Source organism: Streptomyces sp. NBC_01276 (assembly GCF_041435355.1).
Taxonomy (GTDB): domain Bacteria; phylum Actinomycetota; class Actinomycetes; order Streptomycetales; family Streptomycetaceae; genus Streptomyces.
This window is the reverse complement of the sequence record NZ_CP108442.1, coordinates 5221259-5238393: the sequence shown is the minus strand read 5'-3', so window position 1 is coordinate 5238393 and position 17135 is coordinate 5221259. Positions and strand designations below refer to the sequence as shown.

The 17135-nt window shown below is 73.1% G+C and carries 14 protein-coding genes; 7 read left to right on the top strand and 7 right to left on the bottom strand.

Translation table 11 applies throughout. The features are described from left to right. Positions 1-52: 52 nt before the first annotated feature. Together OG295_RS23450 and OG295_RS23445 are read left to right on the top strand one after the other, a co-directional pair. A complete protein-coding gene (locus tag OG295_RS23450; RefSeq protein WP_371678643.1) occupies positions 53-1786 on the top strand; it encodes an ABC transporter ATP-binding protein in 1734 nt (577 codons plus the stop codon). Next, positions 1783-3705, top strand: coding sequence for an ABC transporter ATP-binding protein (locus OG295_RS23445; RefSeq protein ID WP_371678642.1), 1923 nt, complete (start codon positions 1783-1785; stop codon positions 3703-3705). Before OG295_RS23450 ends, OG295_RS23445 begins: the two co-directional genes overlap by 4 nt. 66 nt (positions 3706-3771) lie before the next feature. Here OG295_RS23445 and OG295_RS23440 read toward each other — a convergent pair whose 3' ends face one another. Further along, entirely contained in the window at positions 3772-4839 is a 1068-nt protein-coding gene (locus tag OG295_RS23440) for an RNA polymerase sigma factor (RefSeq protein ID WP_371681276.1), read from the bottom strand. 289 nt (positions 4840-5128) lie between these two features. On the opposite strand from OG295_RS23440, the gene OG295_RS23435 reads away from it, so the two are divergent. Further along, positions 5129-5833, top strand: a complete 705-nt coding sequence (locus OG295_RS23435) for a hypothetical protein (RefSeq protein ID WP_371678641.1) — start codon at positions 5129-5131, stop codon at positions 5831-5833. On the opposite strand, the gene OG295_RS23430 is transcribed toward OG295_RS23435, so the two are convergent. The 5 genes from OG295_RS23430 to OG295_RS23410 all read right to left on the bottom strand — a co-directional run bounded on the left by OG295_RS23430 (position 5830) and on the right by OG295_RS23410 (position 10440). After that, positions 5830-6519: a DUF6445 family protein gene (locus OG295_RS23430; protein WP_371678640.1), complete on the bottom strand. Its 690-nt coding sequence runs from the start codon at positions 6517-6519 to the stop codon at positions 5830-5832. The genes OG295_RS23435 and OG295_RS23430 overlap by 4 nt on opposite strands. An 89-nt stretch (positions 6520-6608) precedes the next feature. Next, positions 6609-8690 carry a molybdopterin oxidoreductase family protein gene (locus OG295_RS23425; RefSeq protein ID WP_371678639.1) on the bottom strand — a complete coding sequence of 694 codons (2082 nt, stop codon included), beginning with the start codon at positions 8688-8690 and terminating at the stop codon, positions 6609-6611. A gap of 45 nt (positions 8691-8735) precedes the next feature. Beyond that, positions 8736-8900, bottom strand: coding sequence for a hypothetical protein (locus OG295_RS23420; protein ID WP_371678638.1), 165 nt, complete (start codon positions 8898-8900; stop codon positions 8736-8738). A 94-nt stretch (positions 8901-8994) separates the two neighbouring features. Continuing rightward, positions 8995-9765 carry a glucose 1-dehydrogenase gene (locus OG295_RS23415; RefSeq protein ID WP_371678637.1) on the bottom strand — a complete coding sequence of 257 codons (771 nt, stop codon included), beginning with the start codon at positions 9763-9765 and terminating at the stop codon, positions 8995-8997. Between the two features lie 60 nt (positions 9766-9825). Further along, on the bottom strand, positions 9826-10440 hold the full coding sequence (locus OG295_RS23410) for a vancomycin high temperature exclusion protein (RefSeq protein ID WP_371681275.1): 615 nt from the start codon (positions 10438-10440) through the stop codon (positions 9826-9828). Positions 10441-11117: 677 nt separating this feature from the next. Here OG295_RS23410 and OG295_RS23405 point away from each other — a divergent pair. The 4 genes from OG295_RS23405 to dnaG all read left to right on the top strand — a co-directional run bounded on the left by OG295_RS23405 (position 11118) and on the right by dnaG (position 16535). Beyond that, on the top strand, positions 11118-11852 hold the full coding sequence (locus tag OG295_RS23405) for a sirohydrochlorin chelatase (RefSeq protein ID WP_371678636.1): 735 nt from the start codon (positions 11118-11120) through the stop codon (positions 11850-11852). Between the two features lie 56 nt (positions 11853-11908). Continuing rightward, positions 11909-13225 carry a deoxyguanosinetriphosphate triphosphohydrolase gene (locus OG295_RS23400; protein ID WP_371678635.1) on the top strand — a complete coding sequence of 439 codons (1317 nt, stop codon included), beginning with the start codon at positions 11909-11911 and terminating at the stop codon, positions 13223-13225. Between the two features lie 93 nt (positions 13226-13318). Further along, positions 13319-14593, top strand: coding sequence for an NAD(P)/FAD-dependent oxidoreductase (locus OG295_RS23395; RefSeq protein ID WP_371678634.1), 1275 nt, complete (start codon positions 13319-13321; stop codon positions 14591-14593). Between the two features lie 34 nt (positions 14594-14627). Then, positions 14628-16535 carry a DNA primase gene (gene dnaG, locus OG295_RS23390; protein WP_371678633.1) on the top strand — a complete coding sequence of 636 codons (1908 nt, stop codon included), beginning with the start codon at positions 14628-14630 and terminating at the stop codon, positions 16533-16535. 31 nt (positions 16536-16566) lie between these two features. Here the strand turns inward: dnaG and OG295_RS23385 are convergent, their stop codons facing one another. Continuing rightward, positions 16567-17016 carry a gamma-glutamylcyclotransferase family protein gene (locus OG295_RS23385; protein WP_371678632.1) on the bottom strand — a complete coding sequence of 150 codons (450 nt, stop codon included), beginning with the start codon at positions 17014-17016 and terminating at the stop codon, positions 16567-16569. Positions 17017-17135: the final 119 nt, after the last annotated feature.

The window sequence follows — 17135 nt, the reverse complement described above, 5'->3', positions numbered from 1 at the left end:
GTTGGCACAAGATGGACCGAACCCCCTCGATCATGCCGACCGGAGCCTGCGCGTGCTCATACGACTTTTGCGGACCCACCTCGGTCCGTACCGGAAACCGATCACCGTACTGGTGCTGCTGCAGCTGCTGCAGACCAGTGCGAGCCTCTACCTGCCCACCCTCAACGCGGACATCATCGACAACGGTGTCGTCAGCGGCGACACCGGCTACATCCTGCGCTTCGGCGCGCTGATGCTCGGCGTCTCCCTCGTCCAGCTCGTGTGCAACGTCGGCGCCGTCTACTACGGCGCCCGGACCGCGGCCGCACTCGGCCGGGACGTCCGCGCCGCCGTCTTCGACCGGGTGCAGAGCTTCTCCGCCCGCGAACTGGGCCAGTTCGGCGCACCCTCGCTGATCACCCGGACGACGAACGACGTCCAGCAGGTCCAGATGCTGACCCTGATGACCTTCACCCTGATGGTCTCGGCGCCGATCATGTGCGTCGGCGGCATCGCCATGGCGCTCTCCCTCGACGTGAAGCTGTCGGGCGTGCTCCTCGCGGTGGTGCCCGTGCTCGGTCTCGCGGTCGGTGCGATCGTCTTCAGGACGCGGCCGCTGTTCCGCCAGATGCAGGACCGCCTCGACACCGTGAACCGGGTGCTGCGCGAGCAGATCACCGGCAACCGCGTGATCCGCGCGTTCGTCCGCGACGGCTACGAGGAGGAGCGGTTCCGCACCGCGAACTCCGACCTGACCGGCGTCTCGCTCGCCTCGGGCAAGCTGCTGGCGCTGATGTTCCCGACCGTCATCGTCGTCGTGAACATCTCCAGCGTGGCCGTCATCTGGTTCGGCGCCATGCGCGTGGACAGCAACGGCATGGAGATCGGCCAGCTGACGGCCTTCCTGGCCTACCTGATGCAGATCGTCATGTCCGTGATGATGGCCACCTTCATGTTCATGATGGTGCCGCGCGCCGAGGTCTGCGCCGAGCGCATCCAGGAGGTCCTGGACACCGAGTCCAGCGTGGTCCCGCCGGCCGAGCCGGTCCGCAAGCTCCTGCGGCGCGGGCAGCTGGAACTGCGCGGCGCCGACTTCCGCTACCCGGGCGCCGAGGCGCCGGTGCTGCGCGGGGTGGACCTGGTGGCCCGCCCCGGCGAGATCACCGCGGTGATCGGCTCCACCGGCAGCGGCAAGTCCACGCTGCTCGGCCTGGTCCCCCGGCTCTTCGACGCGACCGGCGGCGACGTGCTGGTCGACGGGGAGGACGTGCGCCGGCTCGACCCGGAGCTGCTGGCCAGGACGGTCGGCATCGTCCCGCAGAAGCCGTACCTGTTCTCCGGAACGGTCGCCTCCAACCTCCGCTACGGGCGCCCGGACGCCAGCGACGAAGAGCTGTGGCACGCCCTGGAGGTGGCCCAGGCCAGGGAGTTCGTCTCCGAGCTGCAGGGCGGGCTCGACGCGCCCATCACCCAGGGCGGAACGAACGTCTCCGGCGGCCAGCGCCAGCGTCTGGCGATCGCCCGCACCCTGGTGCAGCGGCCCGAGATCTACCTCTTCGACGACTCCTTCTCCGCCCTGGACTACGCGACGGACGCGGCGCTCCGCTCGGCGCTCGCCCGCGAGACCGAGGAGGCGACGGTGGTCATCGTGGCGCAGCGGGTCTCCACGATCCGCGACGCCGACCGGATCATCGTCCTCGACGAGGGCCAGGTGGTCGGCGAGGGCCGCCACCACGAGCTGATGGCCGGCAATGAGACCTACCGGGAGATCGTGCTCTCCCAGCTGACGGAGGCGGAGGCCGCATGAGCGGGCCCGGAGGACGGATGATGATGGGCCCGGCCCAGAGGTCCATGGACTTCAAGGGGTCGGGCAAGCGGCTGCTGCGGCAGCTGGCGCAGGACCGGGCCAAGCTCTGGGGCATGGTCGCGGCCGTGTTCGCGAGCGTGGCCTGCGCGGTGGTCGGACCGAAAATCCTCGGCGAGGCCACCGACCTGGTGTTCGCCGGGATCGTCGGCCGGCAGATGCCGGCCGGCATATCCAAGGAGCAGGCCCTGGAGGGTCTGCGCGCCAAGGGTCAGGACGGGATGGCGGACATGCTGTCCGGCACCGACTTCACCCCGGGCGAGGGCATCGACTTCGGCGCCGTCGGGGTCGTGGCGATCTGGGCGCTGGTGGTGTTCACGCTGGCGGGGCTGCTCATGCTGGTCGCGACGCGGCTGTCGAACCACGTCATGAACGGCACCGTGTACCGGATGCGCGAGGAGCTCCAGGCGAAGCTGTCGCGGCTGCCGCTGTCGTACTTCGACCAGCAGCAGCGCGGCGAGGTGCTCAGCCGGGCGACGAACGACATCGACAACGTCGGGCAGACCCTGCAGCAGACGATGGGTCAGCTGCTGAACTCGCTGCTGACGATCGTCGGCGTGCTGACGATGATGTTCTGGATCTCGCCGCTGCTGGCGCTGGTCGCGCTGCTGACCGTACCGGTCTCGATCTTCGTCGCGGCGAAGATCGGCAAGAAGTCGCAGCCGCAGTTCGTGGCGCAGTGGAAGAGCACCGGCGCGCTGAACGCGCACATCGAGGAGATGTACTCCGGCCACACCCTGGTGAAGGTCTTCGGGCGGCAGAAGGAGTCGGCGGCGGTCTTCGCCGAGCAGAACGAGGAGCTCTACCGGGCCTCCTTCAAGGCGCAGCTGGTCAGCGGCATCATGCAGCCGGTGATGTTCTTCATCTCGAACATCAACTACGTGCTGATAGCCGTGGTCGGCGGTCTGCGGGTGGCCTCTGGCACCCTGTCGATCGGTGACGTGCAGGCCTTCATCCAGTACTCGCGCCAGTTCTCGATGCCGCTGACGCAGGTGGCCTCGATGGCGAACCTGGTGCAGTCGGGCGTCGCGTCGGCCGAGCGGGTGTACGAGCTGCTGGACGCGCAGGAGCAGGAGCCGGACGCAGAGGTTCCGGAGCGTCCGGAGCAGCTGCGCGGCCAGGTCACCCTCGACAAGGTGGCCTTCCGCTACGAGCCCGACAAGCCGCTCATCGAGAACCTCTCGCTGAGCGTGGAGCCGGGCCAGACGGTCGCGATCGTCGGGCCGACGGGCGCCGGCAAGACCACGCTGGTCAACCTGTTGATGCGGTTCTACGAGGTCACGGGCGGGGAGATAGCCCTCGACGGGGTGGACATCGCGAAGATGACCCGCGAGGAGCTGCGCTCCGGGATCGGCATGGTGCTCCAGGACACCTGGCTGTTCGGCGGCACGATCGCGGAGAACATCGCCTACGGCGCTTCGCGCGAGGTCACCCGCGCGGAGATCGAGGAGGCCGCGCGGGCGGCGCACGCCGACCGCTTCGTCCGCACCCTGCCGGACGGCTACGACACGGTGCTGGACGACGAGGGCGCGGGCGTCAGCGCGGGCGAGAAGCAGCTGATCACGATCGCCCGGGCGTTCCTGTCGGACCCGGTGATCCTGGTGCTCGACGAGGCGACGAGCTCGGTGGACACCCGTACCGAGGTGCTGATCCAGAAGGCGATGGCGCGCCTGGCGCACGGCCGTACGTCCTTCGTGATCGCGCACCGGCTGTCCACGATCCGCGACGCGGACGTGATCCTGGTGATGGAGAACGGCTCGATCGTGGAACAGGGCACCCACGAAGAGCTGCTGGCCTCGGACGGCGCGTACGCGCGCCTGTACGCGGCGCAGTTCGCCCAGGCGGTCGCCGAGGTCGACTAGCTTCGGCCGGGCTGCGACAAGGGGGCGCCCCTCGGGCGCCCCCTTCCGCACGTCCGGGCGGGCCGGTCAGTCGAGGTAGCCGCGCAGTTGGTCGGCGAAGGCGTGGTCGCGCAGTTTGTTGAGGGTCTTGGACTCGATCTGGCGGATCCGTTCGCGGGTCACGCCGAAGATCCGGCCGATCTCCTCCAGGGTGCGCGGCCGCCCGTCGGCGAGCCCGTAGCGGAGCTGGACCACCTTGCGCTCGCGCTCCCCGAGGGTCGACAGCACGGCTTCCAGGTGCTCGCGCAGGAGGAAGAACGCGGCGGACTCCACGGGGGAGGCGGCGTCGCCGTCCTCGATGAGGTCGCCGAGGGCCACGTCGTCCTCCTCGCCGACCGGCGCGTGCAGGGAGACCGGCTCCTGCGCGAGGCGGAGCACCTCCAGCACCCGCTCGGGGGTCAGCTCCAGGTGGACGGCGACCTCTTCGGCGGTGGGTTCGTAGCCGCGCTCCTGGAGCATCCGGCGCTGGACGCGCACGACACGGTTGATCAGCTCCACGACGTGGACGGGCACGCGGATGGTGCGGGCCTGGTCGGCGAGGGCCCGTGACATCGCCTGCCGGATCCACCAGGTGGCGTAGGTGGAGAACTTGTAGCCGCGGGCGTAGTCGAACTTCTCGACGGCCCGGATCAGTCCGAGGTTGCCCTCCTGGACCAGGTCGAGCATGGTGAGGCCGCGTCCGACGTAGCGCTTGGCGACGGAGACGACCAGGCGCAGGTTCGATTCGATCAGCCGGCGCTTGGCCATCCGGCCCATGACGACGAGCCTGTCGAGGTCCACGGCGAGCTGGGAGTCGAGGTCGGCGGCGCCGCCGAGCTTCTCCTCGGCGAAGAGCCCGGCTTCCACCCGCCGTGCGAGGTCGACCTCCTCGGCGGCGGTGAGCAGCGGGATCCTGCCGATCTCGCGCAGGTACTGCCGGAAGAGGTCCGCGGAGGGTCCGGCCCCGCCGCCCTCCGCGCCGCGGGCCCGGGGCGGGGGCGCGTGCTCGATCGGTTCCAGGACCTCGGGCCCCTCGTCGGCCGCTCCGTCCTCGGCCGCTCCGTCCTCGGCCGCCTCGGCCGCCGGATCCGCCGCTTCGTCCACGGCCTCGTCCACGGCCTCGTCCGCCCTTCGGGCCTCGGGAGCGGCGGCGGTCCGGGCCGTGCCGGTCGCATCGGCGGTTTCGTCGACCGGCCGGCTCACGTTCACGGTCAGGGTCTGGGTCTGCACGGGGGCGACCTCCAGGGCTGGCGAGGACTCAAGCACCGCACCTCAGTGTGGGGTACGACACATCGCCGCCACGAGGGGCGTGCGAGCACTTTCTGAGTCCGGTGCGTGACCGGATGGTTACCCCCCGCCGGGAACCCCGATGCGGATCGGACGCATGTCCGAGATGATCGACATCATGTCTTCGTACGGAACCTACGAAACCCACGTGACGGTCCTGTGTCCGGACGCGGCGGAGCTGGCCCGGCTCGAATCATGGGCTGGGGCACGGGAGTTGAAGGTCACGCACATCACGCCGGTCCGGGGCCGGGCACGCTCCCGGTCGATGCTGACGCTGCCGGACCGCACGGGTCACGAGAGGCTGGTGCCGCAGCTGCGGGCGGCGGGCTTCGACCCGGTCCGGGTCAAGGTGGAGACGGTGCCCTGGAGCACGGAGCCGGCGGGCCCGGGCGGGGGCTACCACGAACACCACCTGCGGCTGCTGCTGCCGCCCGGGTACGACCACGGGGCGCTGGAGGCGCTGGTGCTCCCGCACGGGGCCCGTCTGTCGTGGACGGCCGGCGGCGGCCGGCCGGGGTCCGGTGGCGCGGGAGCGGAGCAGGAGCGGTACGTGACCCAGCGGGTGCGCGGCAGCGCCTCGCGGGCGGCGGCGGCCTGCGACACGCTGATCGCGGAACTGGTGGCGGCCGGCTACGAGATCGCGTGCGAGTTGCGCGAACTCGTGCTCTACGACAGCGACCTGTCGCCGGCGGGCCCGGCGGACGGGCCGGAGCCGAGCGGCGAGGAGCCGGGCGGCGAGCGGCGGAGCGGGGAGGGGCGGGCCGGGAAGGGGTGGCCCGGGAAGGGGCGGGCCGGGGAGGGGCGGGCCGGGGAGGGGCTTTAGGCCATCCAGAAGAAGACGGCCGTCATCCGCTTGTCCTCCAGGGTCGTGCCCCAGTAACCGGTCGCGCTGTGGATCAGGTTGGCGGAGTAGAGCAGGAGCCGGTTGTAGCGGTGCGGGACGCGGACGTCCTCGGTGAAGGAGTCCTCGGGGACGAAGCGGGTGCCCAGGGCGTCGACCAGGTTGTTGTGCGGGGCGAGGACCTGGTTGCCGCCGAGGACGCCGCCGGGGAGGCTCTGGCGGTAGAAGCTGGTGCCGCAGTCCTTCGGGGTGCCGGGGCTGAGGTAGAGCACGGCGGCGTAGCGGCACAGGGTGCGGGAGTCGGTGTGCGGGCGGGGATCGCACTCGCCCTCGCCGACGACCTGGACGCAGTTGTGGTTGAAGGTGCCGGCGCCCTCCGGGTTCTCGGGCCAGATCCGCCGGGCGCCCGTCGCCTGTCGCACCAGCCTTTCCACGCGGGCCAGTTCGGGCGGCTCCAGACCGGGCATGGCCCGCAGTCCCGGCCAGGGCTCGGGCTTGTGCGGGGCCCCCTGGACCCAGTCCTCCTTGGCCAGGCAACGGGCCCGGACGGCGTCCACGTCGGGCAGCACGTCGTCCAGGACCCAGTAGTCGCGGCCTCGGGTCGGCTTGCGGTACGGAAGCACCGGGAGGGCGCGGGAGGCCGGAGGCTGCTGGGGGCGGAATACCATGGCCGGAACGGTAGTTCGGGGCTCTCGACCCCGCGCCAAAGCGTCGGCCAAGACTGCGGCAAGAGATGGTCTCGGTACCGTCGGGCGGGCTACGCCGGCTCGACGCGGACCGCGCACACCTTGAACTCCGGCATCCGGGAGACGGGGTCCAGGGCGGGGTTGGTGAGGGAGTTGGCGCGCCCCTCCCCCGGCCAGTGGAACGGCATGAACACCGTGTCGGCCCGAATGGTGTCGGTGACGCGGGCCGGGGCCACCGCCCGTCCCCGGCGGGAGGTCACCGCGAGCGGGGTGCCGTCGCTCACCCCGAGCCGGGCTGCCAGGCGCGGGTGGAGTTCCACGAAGGGGCCGGGCGCGGCGGCGTTGAGCTCGGGCACCCGGCGGGTCTGGGCGCCGGACTGGTACTGGGCGACGACCCGGCCGGTGGTGAGCAGCAGGGGGTAGTCGGCGTCGGGGGTCTCGGCGGCGTCCCGGTGGGCGACGGGCACGAAACGGGCCCGGCCGTCGTCGGTGGCGAAGCGGTCCAGGAAGAGCCGGGGCTCTCCCGGCGAGCCCTCGGGGCAGGGCCAGAAGACGCCCTGTTCGGCTTCGACGCGGGCGTAGGAGATGCCGGAGTAGTCGGCCGGGCCGCCGGCGGAGGCGCGGCGGAGTTCCTCGAAGACCTCCTCCGGGTCGGTGGGGAAGCCCTTCTCCACTCCGAGGCGGCCGGCGAGCCCGTGCAGCACCTCCAGGTCGCTGCGGACCCCGGGCGGCGGGGTGAGGGCGCGGCGGCGCAGCAGGACGCGGCCCTCCAGGCTGGTGGTGGTGCCGGTCTCCTCCGCCCACTGGGTCACGGGCAGGACCACGTCCGCGAGGGCGGCCGTCTCGGAGAGGACGACGTCGGCGACGGCGAGGAAGTCCAGGGCGCGGACGCGTTCCTCCACGTGGGCGGCGCGGGGTGCGGAGACCACCGGGTTGGAGCCCATCAGGAGCAGGGCCCGTACGTCGGTGCCGAGGGCGTCGAGGAGTTCGTAGGCGCTGCGTCCGGGGCCTGGCAGGGTGTCGGGGTCGACTCCCCAGACCCCCGCGACGTGCGCGCGGGCCGCCGGGTCGGTGAGCTTGCGGTACCCGGGGAGCTGGTCGGCCTTCTGGCCGTGCTCGCGGCCGCCCTGGCCGTTGCCCTGGCCGGTGAGGCAGCCGTAGCCGGACAGGGGGCGGCCGGCCCGGCCCGTGGCGAGGCAGAGGTTGATCCAGGCGCCGACGGTGTCGGTGCCCTTGGACTGCTGTTCCGGGCCGCGCGCGGTGAGGACCATGGCGGAGGGGGCGTCGCAGAACATCCCCACCGCCTCGCGGAGCCGGGGCACCGGTACCCCGGTGATCCGTTCCACCAGCTCCGGCCAGTGGGCCATGGCGGCGGCCCGCGCCTCCTCCCAGCCGGTGGTGCGCGCGGCGATGAACTCCTCGTCGGTGCGGCCCTCGGCGACCACCAGGTGCAGCAGCCCGAGGGCGAGGGCGAGGTCGGTGCCGGGGCGCGGGGCCAGGTGCAGGTCGGCCTGCTCGGCGGTGCGCGTGCGGCGCGGGTCCACGACGATCAGGGTGCCGCCGTTCGCCTTGAGCTCGGTGAGATAGCGCAGGGCGGGGGGCATGGTCTCGGCCAGGTTGGAGCCGACGAGGATCACGCAGCCGGTGCGCGGGACGTCCTCCAGCGGGAAGGGCAGGCCGCGGTCGAGCCCGAACGCCCGCTGGTGCGCGGCGGCGGCCGAGGACATGCAGAACCGGCCGTTGTAGTCGATCTGGGAGGTCCGCAGGGCGACGCGGGCGAACTTGCCGAGGGCGTACGCCTTCTCGTTCGTCAGCCCGCCGCCGCCGAAGACGCCGACCGCGTCGGGGCCGTGCGCGCGGGCGGTGCGGGCGAGGCCCGCGGCGACGACGTCGAGGGCCTCCTCCCAGGTGGCCGGGACGAGCCGCCCGGCGTGGGTGCGGACGAGCGGTTCGGTCAGGCGCACCCGGGAGGAGAGCACGGCGGGGGCGGTGCGGCCCTTGCCGCACAACGCGCCCCGGTTGACGGGGAAGTCGGCCCGCTCCTCGACCGTCACCGTGGTGCCGTCCGGGGTGGGACGCAGCAGCATCCCGCACTGGAGCGCGCAGTACGGGCAGTGGGTGGCGGTGGGGGCGGCGGCTTCCGGCGTGGACATGCGTCCAGCCTGCTCCGGGGGTGTTACACGGGTCGCGCCCCCGCGTTACGGACAGGGGTTCTCCCCCTCAGCGCCGTCCCGCGGGGACGGTGAGGGGGACGGCGAGGAGAACGGCAGGCGGTACTCGGGCCGGTCCGGGACCTCGACGTACTCGATCCGGCCGTGGAGGACGTCGAGGATCAGCATGCCCCGGTCGGGGAGCAGGGGCACGTTGCGGAAGCCGGGCCGTAGGGGGTGCCCGGCACGTGCGTGCCGGGCACCCCGGATGCTCTGGCAGAAGTCGTCCGCACAGCCGCACGCCCCGTCACTGGCCGGTCAGGTACTTCACCGTCAGGCCGGCCGTCCAGCCGCCGTCCACGGCCAGCTCGGCGCCGGTCACGTATCCGGCGGCGTCCGAGAGCAGGAAGGCGACGGCGGCGGCGATCTCCTCGGGGACACCGACCCGGCCGAGGGGGGCGCCGGGGTAGTTGCCCTCGCCGGCCTGGATGCCGATAGGGGCCGTCATCGGGGTCAGCGTCATGCCCGGGTGCACCGAGTTCACCCGGATCCCCGCCTCGGCGAGCTCGACCGCGCCGATCTTCGACAGGCCGCGCACGCCCCACTTGGAGGCCCCGTACCCGGCGGTGAGGGCGAGTCCGGTGAGCCCGGCCGCGGAGGAGATGTTGACGATGGAACCGCCGCCGTTCGCCCGGAGCAGCGGGATCGCCGCCTTGATCCCGATGAACACGCCGACCAGGTTGATCTCGACGACCCGGCGGAAGTGCTCGACGCTCTCGTGCTCCAGGAACCGGCCGGTGGATATGCCCGCGTTGTTGACGAGCCCGTCGATCCGGCCGAACTCGGCGACCGCGTGCTCCAGGGCCGCCTGCCAGTCGTCCTCGCTGGTCACGTCGTGCCGCAGGAAGCGGGCCGCGTCGCCGAGCTTCGCCGCGGTCGCGGCGCCCTCCGCCTCCAGCACGTCGGTGATCAGAACCCGGCCGCCGCCGTCCACGACGGCCTGCGCGACCGCCGCGCCGAGCCCCCGGGCCCCACCGGTGATGACGACGACCTTGCCGCTCAGATCCACAACAGCCACGGTTCCACGCCCCTGCCAGACAGATCGGTATATGACTAATCGGCATAGCCGATCGCGGCGTCAGTCTGCCAGACCGCCCAGGGCCCGCGACACCCCCTCCTCCTTCGGCCCGAGGAACGTCGGATCCGGTCGGAGGACCGCGTCCAGCGCCGCCTTGCCCGCCGCGAACACCTCGCGGGCCCCGCCGTAGTACCAGGTCGCGTCGTGCGCGTCGTCGACCCCGACCCCGTACGCGTCCACACCCGCGGCCTGGCACAGGGCCACGGCCCGGTGTATGTGGAACCCCTGGCTGACCAGGACCGCCCGGTGCACCCCGAAGATCTCCCGGGCCCGCACGCAGGAGTCCCAGGTGTCGAAGCCGGCGTAGTCGCTGACCACCCGCCCGTCCGGGACCCCGTGGGCGGTGAGGTAGGTCCGCATCGCGTCGGGCTCGTCGTACTCCCGGCGGCTGTTGTCCCCCGTGACCAGGACCACCTTCACCTTGCCGGCGCGGTACAGCTCCACGGCCGCGTCGAGCCGGTTGGCCAGGTACGGGGTCGGGCGGCCGTTCCACAGCCCCGCCCCGAAGACCACGGCCACCTCCGCCGCGGGCGCGCGGGCGGTGGTCCGCAGCCGGTCGGCCGCGCTCACGTGGGTCCACGTCGCGGGCAGCAGCGCCAGCACGCACAGCCCCATCACGACCCGCACAGCCCGCCGCCTCGCCCGCACCGTCCGCGGCCACCCCGCCCGCGACCGCCCGGACCCCGCACCGAGCTTTGGCCCGGCAACCACCACCCCGTCCGTCACCCGGTCCGTCACCCCGTCCCTCACCACGCCCGAACTCGCCCCCGCGCCCGTCCCCGCGCTCGCGTTCCCGCCCGCGCCCATGTCGGCGCCCACGCCCTTACCCATGCCCGTACCCGCGTCCGTACCCGCGTCCGTACCCGCGTCCGTACCCGCGTCCGTACCCGCGTCCGCACTCAGGTCCGTGCCCGCGTCCGTACCCGCGCCCCTGCCCGCGCCCGCGCCCCTGACCTGCTCCGGCTTCCCCATGACCGATCCCCCCTCGCTCCACGCCTCGTTCGCACGGATTGACGAACCGCCCCGGCCCGCCAGTTCCACCCGCCCCCGCTTTCACCCGTACGAATGAGCGAGTGAGCCGGCCGAAACGACCCGTCACCCCGGCGCAACGCCCACGCAACCTCCGGCGCGCAGTATCGGTTCATGACGGAGCCGGTGCACCCTCCCGAAACCCTTCCCCTCCCCCTCCCCTTCGGCAGCGCGGCCGAGCTGCTGTCCCGGATCACCGACCAGCTCGGCACCCAGCTCAGCGGACTGCGCCCGCCACGCGCCCGGCACCACGGAGCCCACCCATGCAGCCCACCCTCGTCGCCGTGGCCCACGGCAGCCGCGACCCGCGCGCCCCGCGCACCGTCCTCGCCCTCCTCGAACGGGTCCGCGAGCTCCGCCCCCGCCTCGACGTCCGCCTCGGCCACATCGAGCTGAACCGGCCCCTGCTCGGCGACACCCTGCGCGCACTGTCCGGGGAGGCGGTGCTCGTGCCGCTGCTGCTCGGGCGCGGCACCCACGTCAAACGGGACCTCCCCGCCTCCGCCGCCCGGGCCGCACACCTGCGGGTCCGCGTCGCCGCGCCGCTGGGGCCGCACCCGCTGCTCGTCGAGGCCCTGTTCGAACGTCTCCTGGAGGCCGGCTGGAACCCGGGCCGACGCGACGGCGCGGCCGTCGTGCTGGCCGCCGCCGGATCCCGCGACCCCGAATCCGCCGCCGACACCCGGCGCACCGCCGCCCAGCTGTCCGAGCGGCTCGGCGGGATACCCGTGGCGCCGGCCTACGCCTCCGCCAACACCGCCGCCACACCGGGCGTCCCCGAGGTCGTGCGCGCGCTGACCGCACGCGGCCACCACCGGATCGCGGTGGCCTCGTACTTCGCCGCCCCGGGCCGGTTCGCCTCCGCGGGCGCCGCCGCCGCGCCCGGTCCGGCGTCCGCCCCGCTCGGCGCCCATCCGGCGCTGGCCAGGCTGGTCCTCCAGCGCTACGACGAGGCCCTCGCCCGCGAGGCCGACCGGCGCGAACTGGCCAGCGCATAAAGGCGGTGTTCGTTCGGATTGCTCGGATTGTCGGTGACTCCGGTTAACGTCTGAGCATGGAAGGCACCCCGCACGCCCCCGCCTACGAGTCCTACGACACGGCCGCCACCGAGCGCTGGGCCCCCGAGCCCGACAAGCGCCCCGGCCGCACCGCCTTCCAGCGCGACCGCGCGCGCGTGCTGCACTCGGCCGCCCTGCGCCGGCTCGCCGGGAAGACCCAGGTGGTCACCCCGGGGACACGTTCCTACGAGTGGGACGCGAGCCCCCGTACCCGGCTGACCCACTCCCTGGAGTGCGCGCAGATCGGCCGGGAGCTCGGCGCCGCCCTGGGCTGCGACCCCGACCTCGTCGAGGCGGCCTGCCTCTCCCACGACATGGGCCACCCGCCCTTCGGGCACAACGGCGAGGAGGCGCTCAACGAGTTCGCCAAGGACTGCGGCGGCTTCGAGGGCAACGCCCAGTCGCTGCGCCTGCTGACCCGGCTGGAGCCCAAGCGGTTCGTGCCGGACCCGGCGGGCGGGCAACCCGTCAGTGTCGGCCTCAACCTCACCCGCGCCTGCCTGGACGCCGCCACCAAGTACCCCTGGGCCCGGGGGAACCACCCCACCGACCCCGGCTCGGTGAAGTTCGGCGCCTACGAGGACGACCTGCCGGTCTTCGAATGGCTGCGCCGCGGCGCGCCCGCCGACCGCAAGTGCTTCGAGGCCCAGGTCATGGACTGGGCGGACGACGTCGCGTACTCGGTGCACGACTTCGAGGACGGTCTGCACGCCGGGCACCTCGACCCCAACCTCCTGTTCGCCGAGCCCGAGCGGGCCGTCATCTGGCGGGTCGCCATCGGCCGCTACGTCCCGGCCGACACCGAGCCCGAGGAACTGCGCGAGGCGCTCGACCGTTTGATGGAGGAGGACTGGTGGCCGCACGGCTACGACGGCTCGGCCGTGGCCCAGGCCCGGCTGAAGGACGCCACCAGCCAGCTGGTCGGCCGCTTCTGCCTGGCCGCCGAGGGCGCCACCCGTGAGGCGTACGGCTCCGGCCGCCTCACCCGCTACGGCGCCGAGCTGGTGGTGCCGCGCGAGGCGCGCAACGAATGCGCCGTCCTCAAGGCCGTCGCCGACCTGTACGTGATGCAGCGCGACGAACAGGAGCGGCTGCGCGCGGACCAGCGCATCGTCCTGGCCGAACTCGCCGAGGCGCTCAGCGCCCGCGCACCCGAGGGGCTGGACCCCCAGTTCCGGGCGATCTTCGACGCCGCCCCGGACGACAGGGCCCGCAAGCGCGCGGTGATCGACCAGATCGCGTGCCTGACCGATGCCTCCGCCCGCTCCCTGCACGCACGCCTCACCAGACGCGGGCGGCGCACCGGGGGGTGAGCCGATCGGGCCATTCCCCCTTCACGCGGCAGGCTCGGTGCGGGACGCTCGCATGTGGTCGCATGTGGCGAAGAGGTTATGAGGAGGCATCAGGTGGTCGACGCACACCAGACGTTCATCATCGTCGGCGGAGGGCTCGCCGGGGCGAAAGCCGCCGAGACGCTGAGGGCGGAGGGGTTCACGGGGCGGGTGATCCTGATCGGGGACGAGCGCGAGCATCCGTACGAGCGGCCACCGCTGTCCAAGGGCTACCTGGTGGGCAAGGAGGACCGCGACAGCGTCTTCGTCCACGAGCCGTCCTGGTACGCGAGCGCCGAGATCGAACTGCACCTGGGCCAGCCCGCCGTCCACCTGGACCGGGCCGCCAAGACGGTGCGCCTGGGCGACGGCACCCTGCTGCACTACGACAAGCTCCTGCTGGCCACCGGCGCCGAACCGCGCCGCCTGGACGTCCCGGGAACGGGCCTGGCCGGCGTGCACCACCTGCGGCGCCTCGCGCACGCCGAGCGGCTGCGGGGCGTCCTGGCCTCCCTGGGCCGGGACAACGGCCACCTGCTGATCGCGGGCGCCGGCTGGATCGGCCTGGAGGTCGCGGCGGCGGCCCGCGAGTACGGGGCCGAGGTCACCGTGGTCGAGCCGTTGGCCACCCCGCTGCACGCGGTGCTGGGCCCGGAGGTCGGCCGGCTCTTCACGGACCTGCACGCCGAGCACGGGGTCCGCTTCCACTTCGGGGCGCGGCTCACCGAGATCGTCGGCCAGGACGGCATGGTGCTGGCCGCACGGACGGAGGACGGCGAGGAGCACCCGGCGCACGCGGTGCTCGCGGCGATCGGCGCCGCGCCGCGGACCGCGCTCGCCGAGACCTCCGGCCTGGCCCTGGTCGACCGGGAGCACGGCGGCGGGATCGCGGTCGACGAGTCGCTGCGCACCTCCGATCCGGACATCTACGCGGCCGGGGACGTGGCCGCCGCGCACCACCCGTGGATCGGGTCCCGGCTGCGGGTGGAACACTGGGCCAACGCCCTCAACGGCGGCCCCGCCGCCGCGCGGGCGATGCTGGGCCGGGAGGTCAGCTACGACCGGGTGCCGTACTTCTTCTCCGACCAGTACGACGTGGGCCTGGAGTACTCGGGGTACGCCCCGGCCGGGAGCTACGACCAGGTGCTGATCCGCGGGGACGTGGGCAAGCGGGAGTTCATCGCCTTCTGGCTCTCCGGGGGCCGGGTGCTGGCCGGCATGAACGTGAACGTGTGGGACGTCACCGAACAGATCCAGGCCCTGATCAGGTCGGGACGTCCGGTGCAGGCCGACCTGCTCACGGACCCGGAGGTTCCGCTCACCTCGCTGCTGCCTGCGCAGGGGGCCTGACGGGTTTGTCCGCGCCCGGCCGTAGACTTCACGCGTGGCAGGACGGATCAACGACGACGACGTGAAGGCGGTACGGGACGCGGTCCCGATCGACGCCGTGGTCTCCGAGTACCTCCAGCTGCGCAACGCCGGCGGCGGCAACCTCAAGGGCCTGTGCCCCTTCCACGACGAGAAGTCCCCGTCCTTCCAGGTCAGCCCCAGCAAGGGCTTCTACCACTGCTTCGGCTGCCAGGCCGGCGGGGACACCCTCGACTTCATCATGAAGATCGACCACCTCTCCTTCTCGGAGGCGGTCGAGCGGCTGGCCGGCCAGGCCGGCATCACCCTGCGGTACGAGGAGGGCGGCTACACCGCCGGCACCAGCGGCCGCGGCGAGCGCATCCGCCTGGTCGAGGCCCACAAGGCCGCCGCCCTCTTCTACGCGGAGCAGCTCGGCGGGGCCGAGGCGGAGATCGGCCGCCGGTTCCTGGCGGAGCGCGGCTTCGACCAGGCGGCGGCCGAGCACTTCGGCGTGGGCTACAGCCCGGCCGGCTGGGACCACCTGACCCGGTTCCTGCGCGGCAAGGGCTTCAGCGACAAGGAGCTGATCCTCTCCGGCCTGGCCCAGGACAGCCGCAGCGGCAAGCCCATCGACCGGTTCCGCGGCCGGCTCATGTGGCCGATCCGCGACATCAGCGGCGAGGTCGTCGGCTTCGGCGCGCGCAAGCTGCGCGACGACGACAACGGCCCGAAGTACCTGAACACCCCCGAGACGGCGATCTACAAGAAGTCCCAGGTGCTGTACGGCATCGACCTGGCCAAGAAGGAGATCGCCAAGACCTCCCGGGCCGTGGTCGTCGAGGGCTACACCGACGTCATGGCCTGCCACCTGGCCGGGGTCACCACCGCCATCGCCACCTGTGGCACGGCCTTCGGCGGGGACCACATCAAGATCCTGCGCCGGCTGCTGATGGACAACGCGACCGCTGAGGTGATCTTCACCTTCGACGGTGACGCGGCCGGGCAGAAGGCGGCCCTGCGGGCGTTCGAGGACGACCAGAAGTTCGCCGCGGAGACCTCCATCACCATCGCCCCGGGCGGGATGGACCCCTGCGACCTGCGGCTCGCTCAGGGCGACGCCGCCGTGTCCGGGCTGGTGGACTCCCGCACCCCGCTGTTCGAGTTCGCGCTGCGGCACATCGTGGGCCGGCACAACCTGGAGAACCCGGCGGGCCGCGCGGCCGCGCTGGCCGAGGCCGCTCCGGTCGTCGCGAGCATCAAGGACCTGTCGATCCAGCACGAGTCGGCCGTCCAGCTGGCGGGCATGCTGGGCATCCTCGACGAGCAGTTCGTCGTCAAGCGGGTCGCGCAACTGGCGCGCTGGGCCCGCGAGCGCGGCAACCAGCCGCAGCAGGGCCGGGGTGGCGGGCGGGCGCCCCAGGAGGCCCCGGCCGCGCAGCCGCCCGCCGCGGACCGGGGCGGTCCCGCACTGAACCTGCGCAGCCCCGCCCACCGCACGGAGCGCGAGCTGCTGAAGCTGGCGCTCCAGCGCCCCGCGCTGGTCTCCCCCGCCTTCGACGCCTACGGGATCGACGAGTTCACCGCCCCGCCCTACGCCGCGGTCCGCCAGGCGATCCAGGACGCCGGGGGCGCCGCCCAGGGCACGGAGGACTACCTGGTCCGGGTCCGCGAGGCCGCGCCGAACGACACCGTCCGCGCGATGGTCACGGAGCTGGCGGTGGAGGCCATCCACGCCAAGACGGTGGACGAGGTGTACGCGGGGGTGCAGCTGGTCCAGGTCCGGCTGCGTGCCGTGGACCGCCGCGTCCTGGAGATCCAGGGCGCCCTGACCCGCCTGAGCCCGCAGGCCCCGCCGGAGCAGCACGCGGCGGTCCAGCAGGAACTGTGGGTCCTCCAGCAGTACGGGCAGCGCCTGCGCAACCGCGGGGCCGAAGGGCTCTGAGCCGGGGCCGGCGGCCGGGCCGTCCCGGCTGCTACACCCGGTCGCCGCGGCGGAGCCAGTCGCCGCCCGGGATCTCGGTGCCCGATGCGGCGAGGCGCCGGGCCAGCGGGGCCGCCGCCAGGTAGACCCAGGCGCGGACGCGGGTGCCGTCGGGGCGGACGGCCGCGCGGGCGACCCGGTCGTAGACGTTCCCCGGGCGGTCCGGGCCCGCGTACTCCTCCAGCAGGTCCAGCGCGGCCAGCAGTTCCCCGTACGCGCCGGGCGCCGGGGTGATCAGCTCCCCGGCGATGGCGGAGCCAGGCCGCTCGACGGCGTACGGGTAGCCGGGCCCCTCGTAGAGCGCCGCGTCCGGCAGCCGGGCGGGTTCCTCGGCCGCCGTCCGGCCCCGCAGGAACAGGGCGTGGTTGACCTCCCCCGGCCGTAGCGTCCCGTACACGAAGAACGGCAGTACGCCGGATTGCGGCCGATCGACCGATGTCACAGGGCCCTCCCTCGGCTCACACTGGGCAGTCCGCGCTCCGGGCCGAAGGTCCCGACCTGCGCGCGGACCACCACCGTACGCCCCGCTGTTACACGTTCTCCCGGCCCCCGTGACGGTCG

What these genes read in the sequence shown, in the direction of transcription:
- OG295_RS23445 (WP_371678642.1), top strand. Translation starts at nt 1,783, where the DNA reads ATGAGCGGGCCCGGAGGACGGATGATGATGGGCCCGGCCCAGAGGTCC.
- OG295_RS23435 (WP_371678641.1), top strand. Translation starts at nt 5,129, where the DNA reads ATGTCTTCGTACGGAACCTACGAAACCCACGTGACGGTCCTGTGTCCG.
- OG295_RS23430 (WP_371678640.1), bottom strand. Translation starts at nt 6,519, where the DNA reads ATGGTATTCCGCCCCCAGCAGCCTCCGGCCTCCCGCGCCCTCCCGGTG.
- OG295_RS23425 (WP_371678639.1), bottom strand. Translation starts at nt 8,690, where the DNA reads ATGTCCACGCCGGAAGCCGCCGCCCCCACCGCCACCCACTGCCCGTAC.
- OG295_RS23410 (WP_371681275.1), bottom strand. Translation starts at nt 10,440, where the DNA reads ATGGGGCTGTGCGTGCTGGCGCTGCTGCCCGCGACGTGGACCCACGTG.
- OG295_RS23405 (WP_371678636.1), top strand. Translation starts at nt 11,118, where the DNA reads ATGCAGCCCACCCTCGTCGCCGTGGCCCACGGCAGCCGCGACCCGCGC.
- OG295_RS23400 (WP_371678635.1), top strand. Translation starts at nt 11,909, where the DNA reads ATGGAAGGCACCCCGCACGCCCCCGCCTACGAGTCCTACGACACGGCC.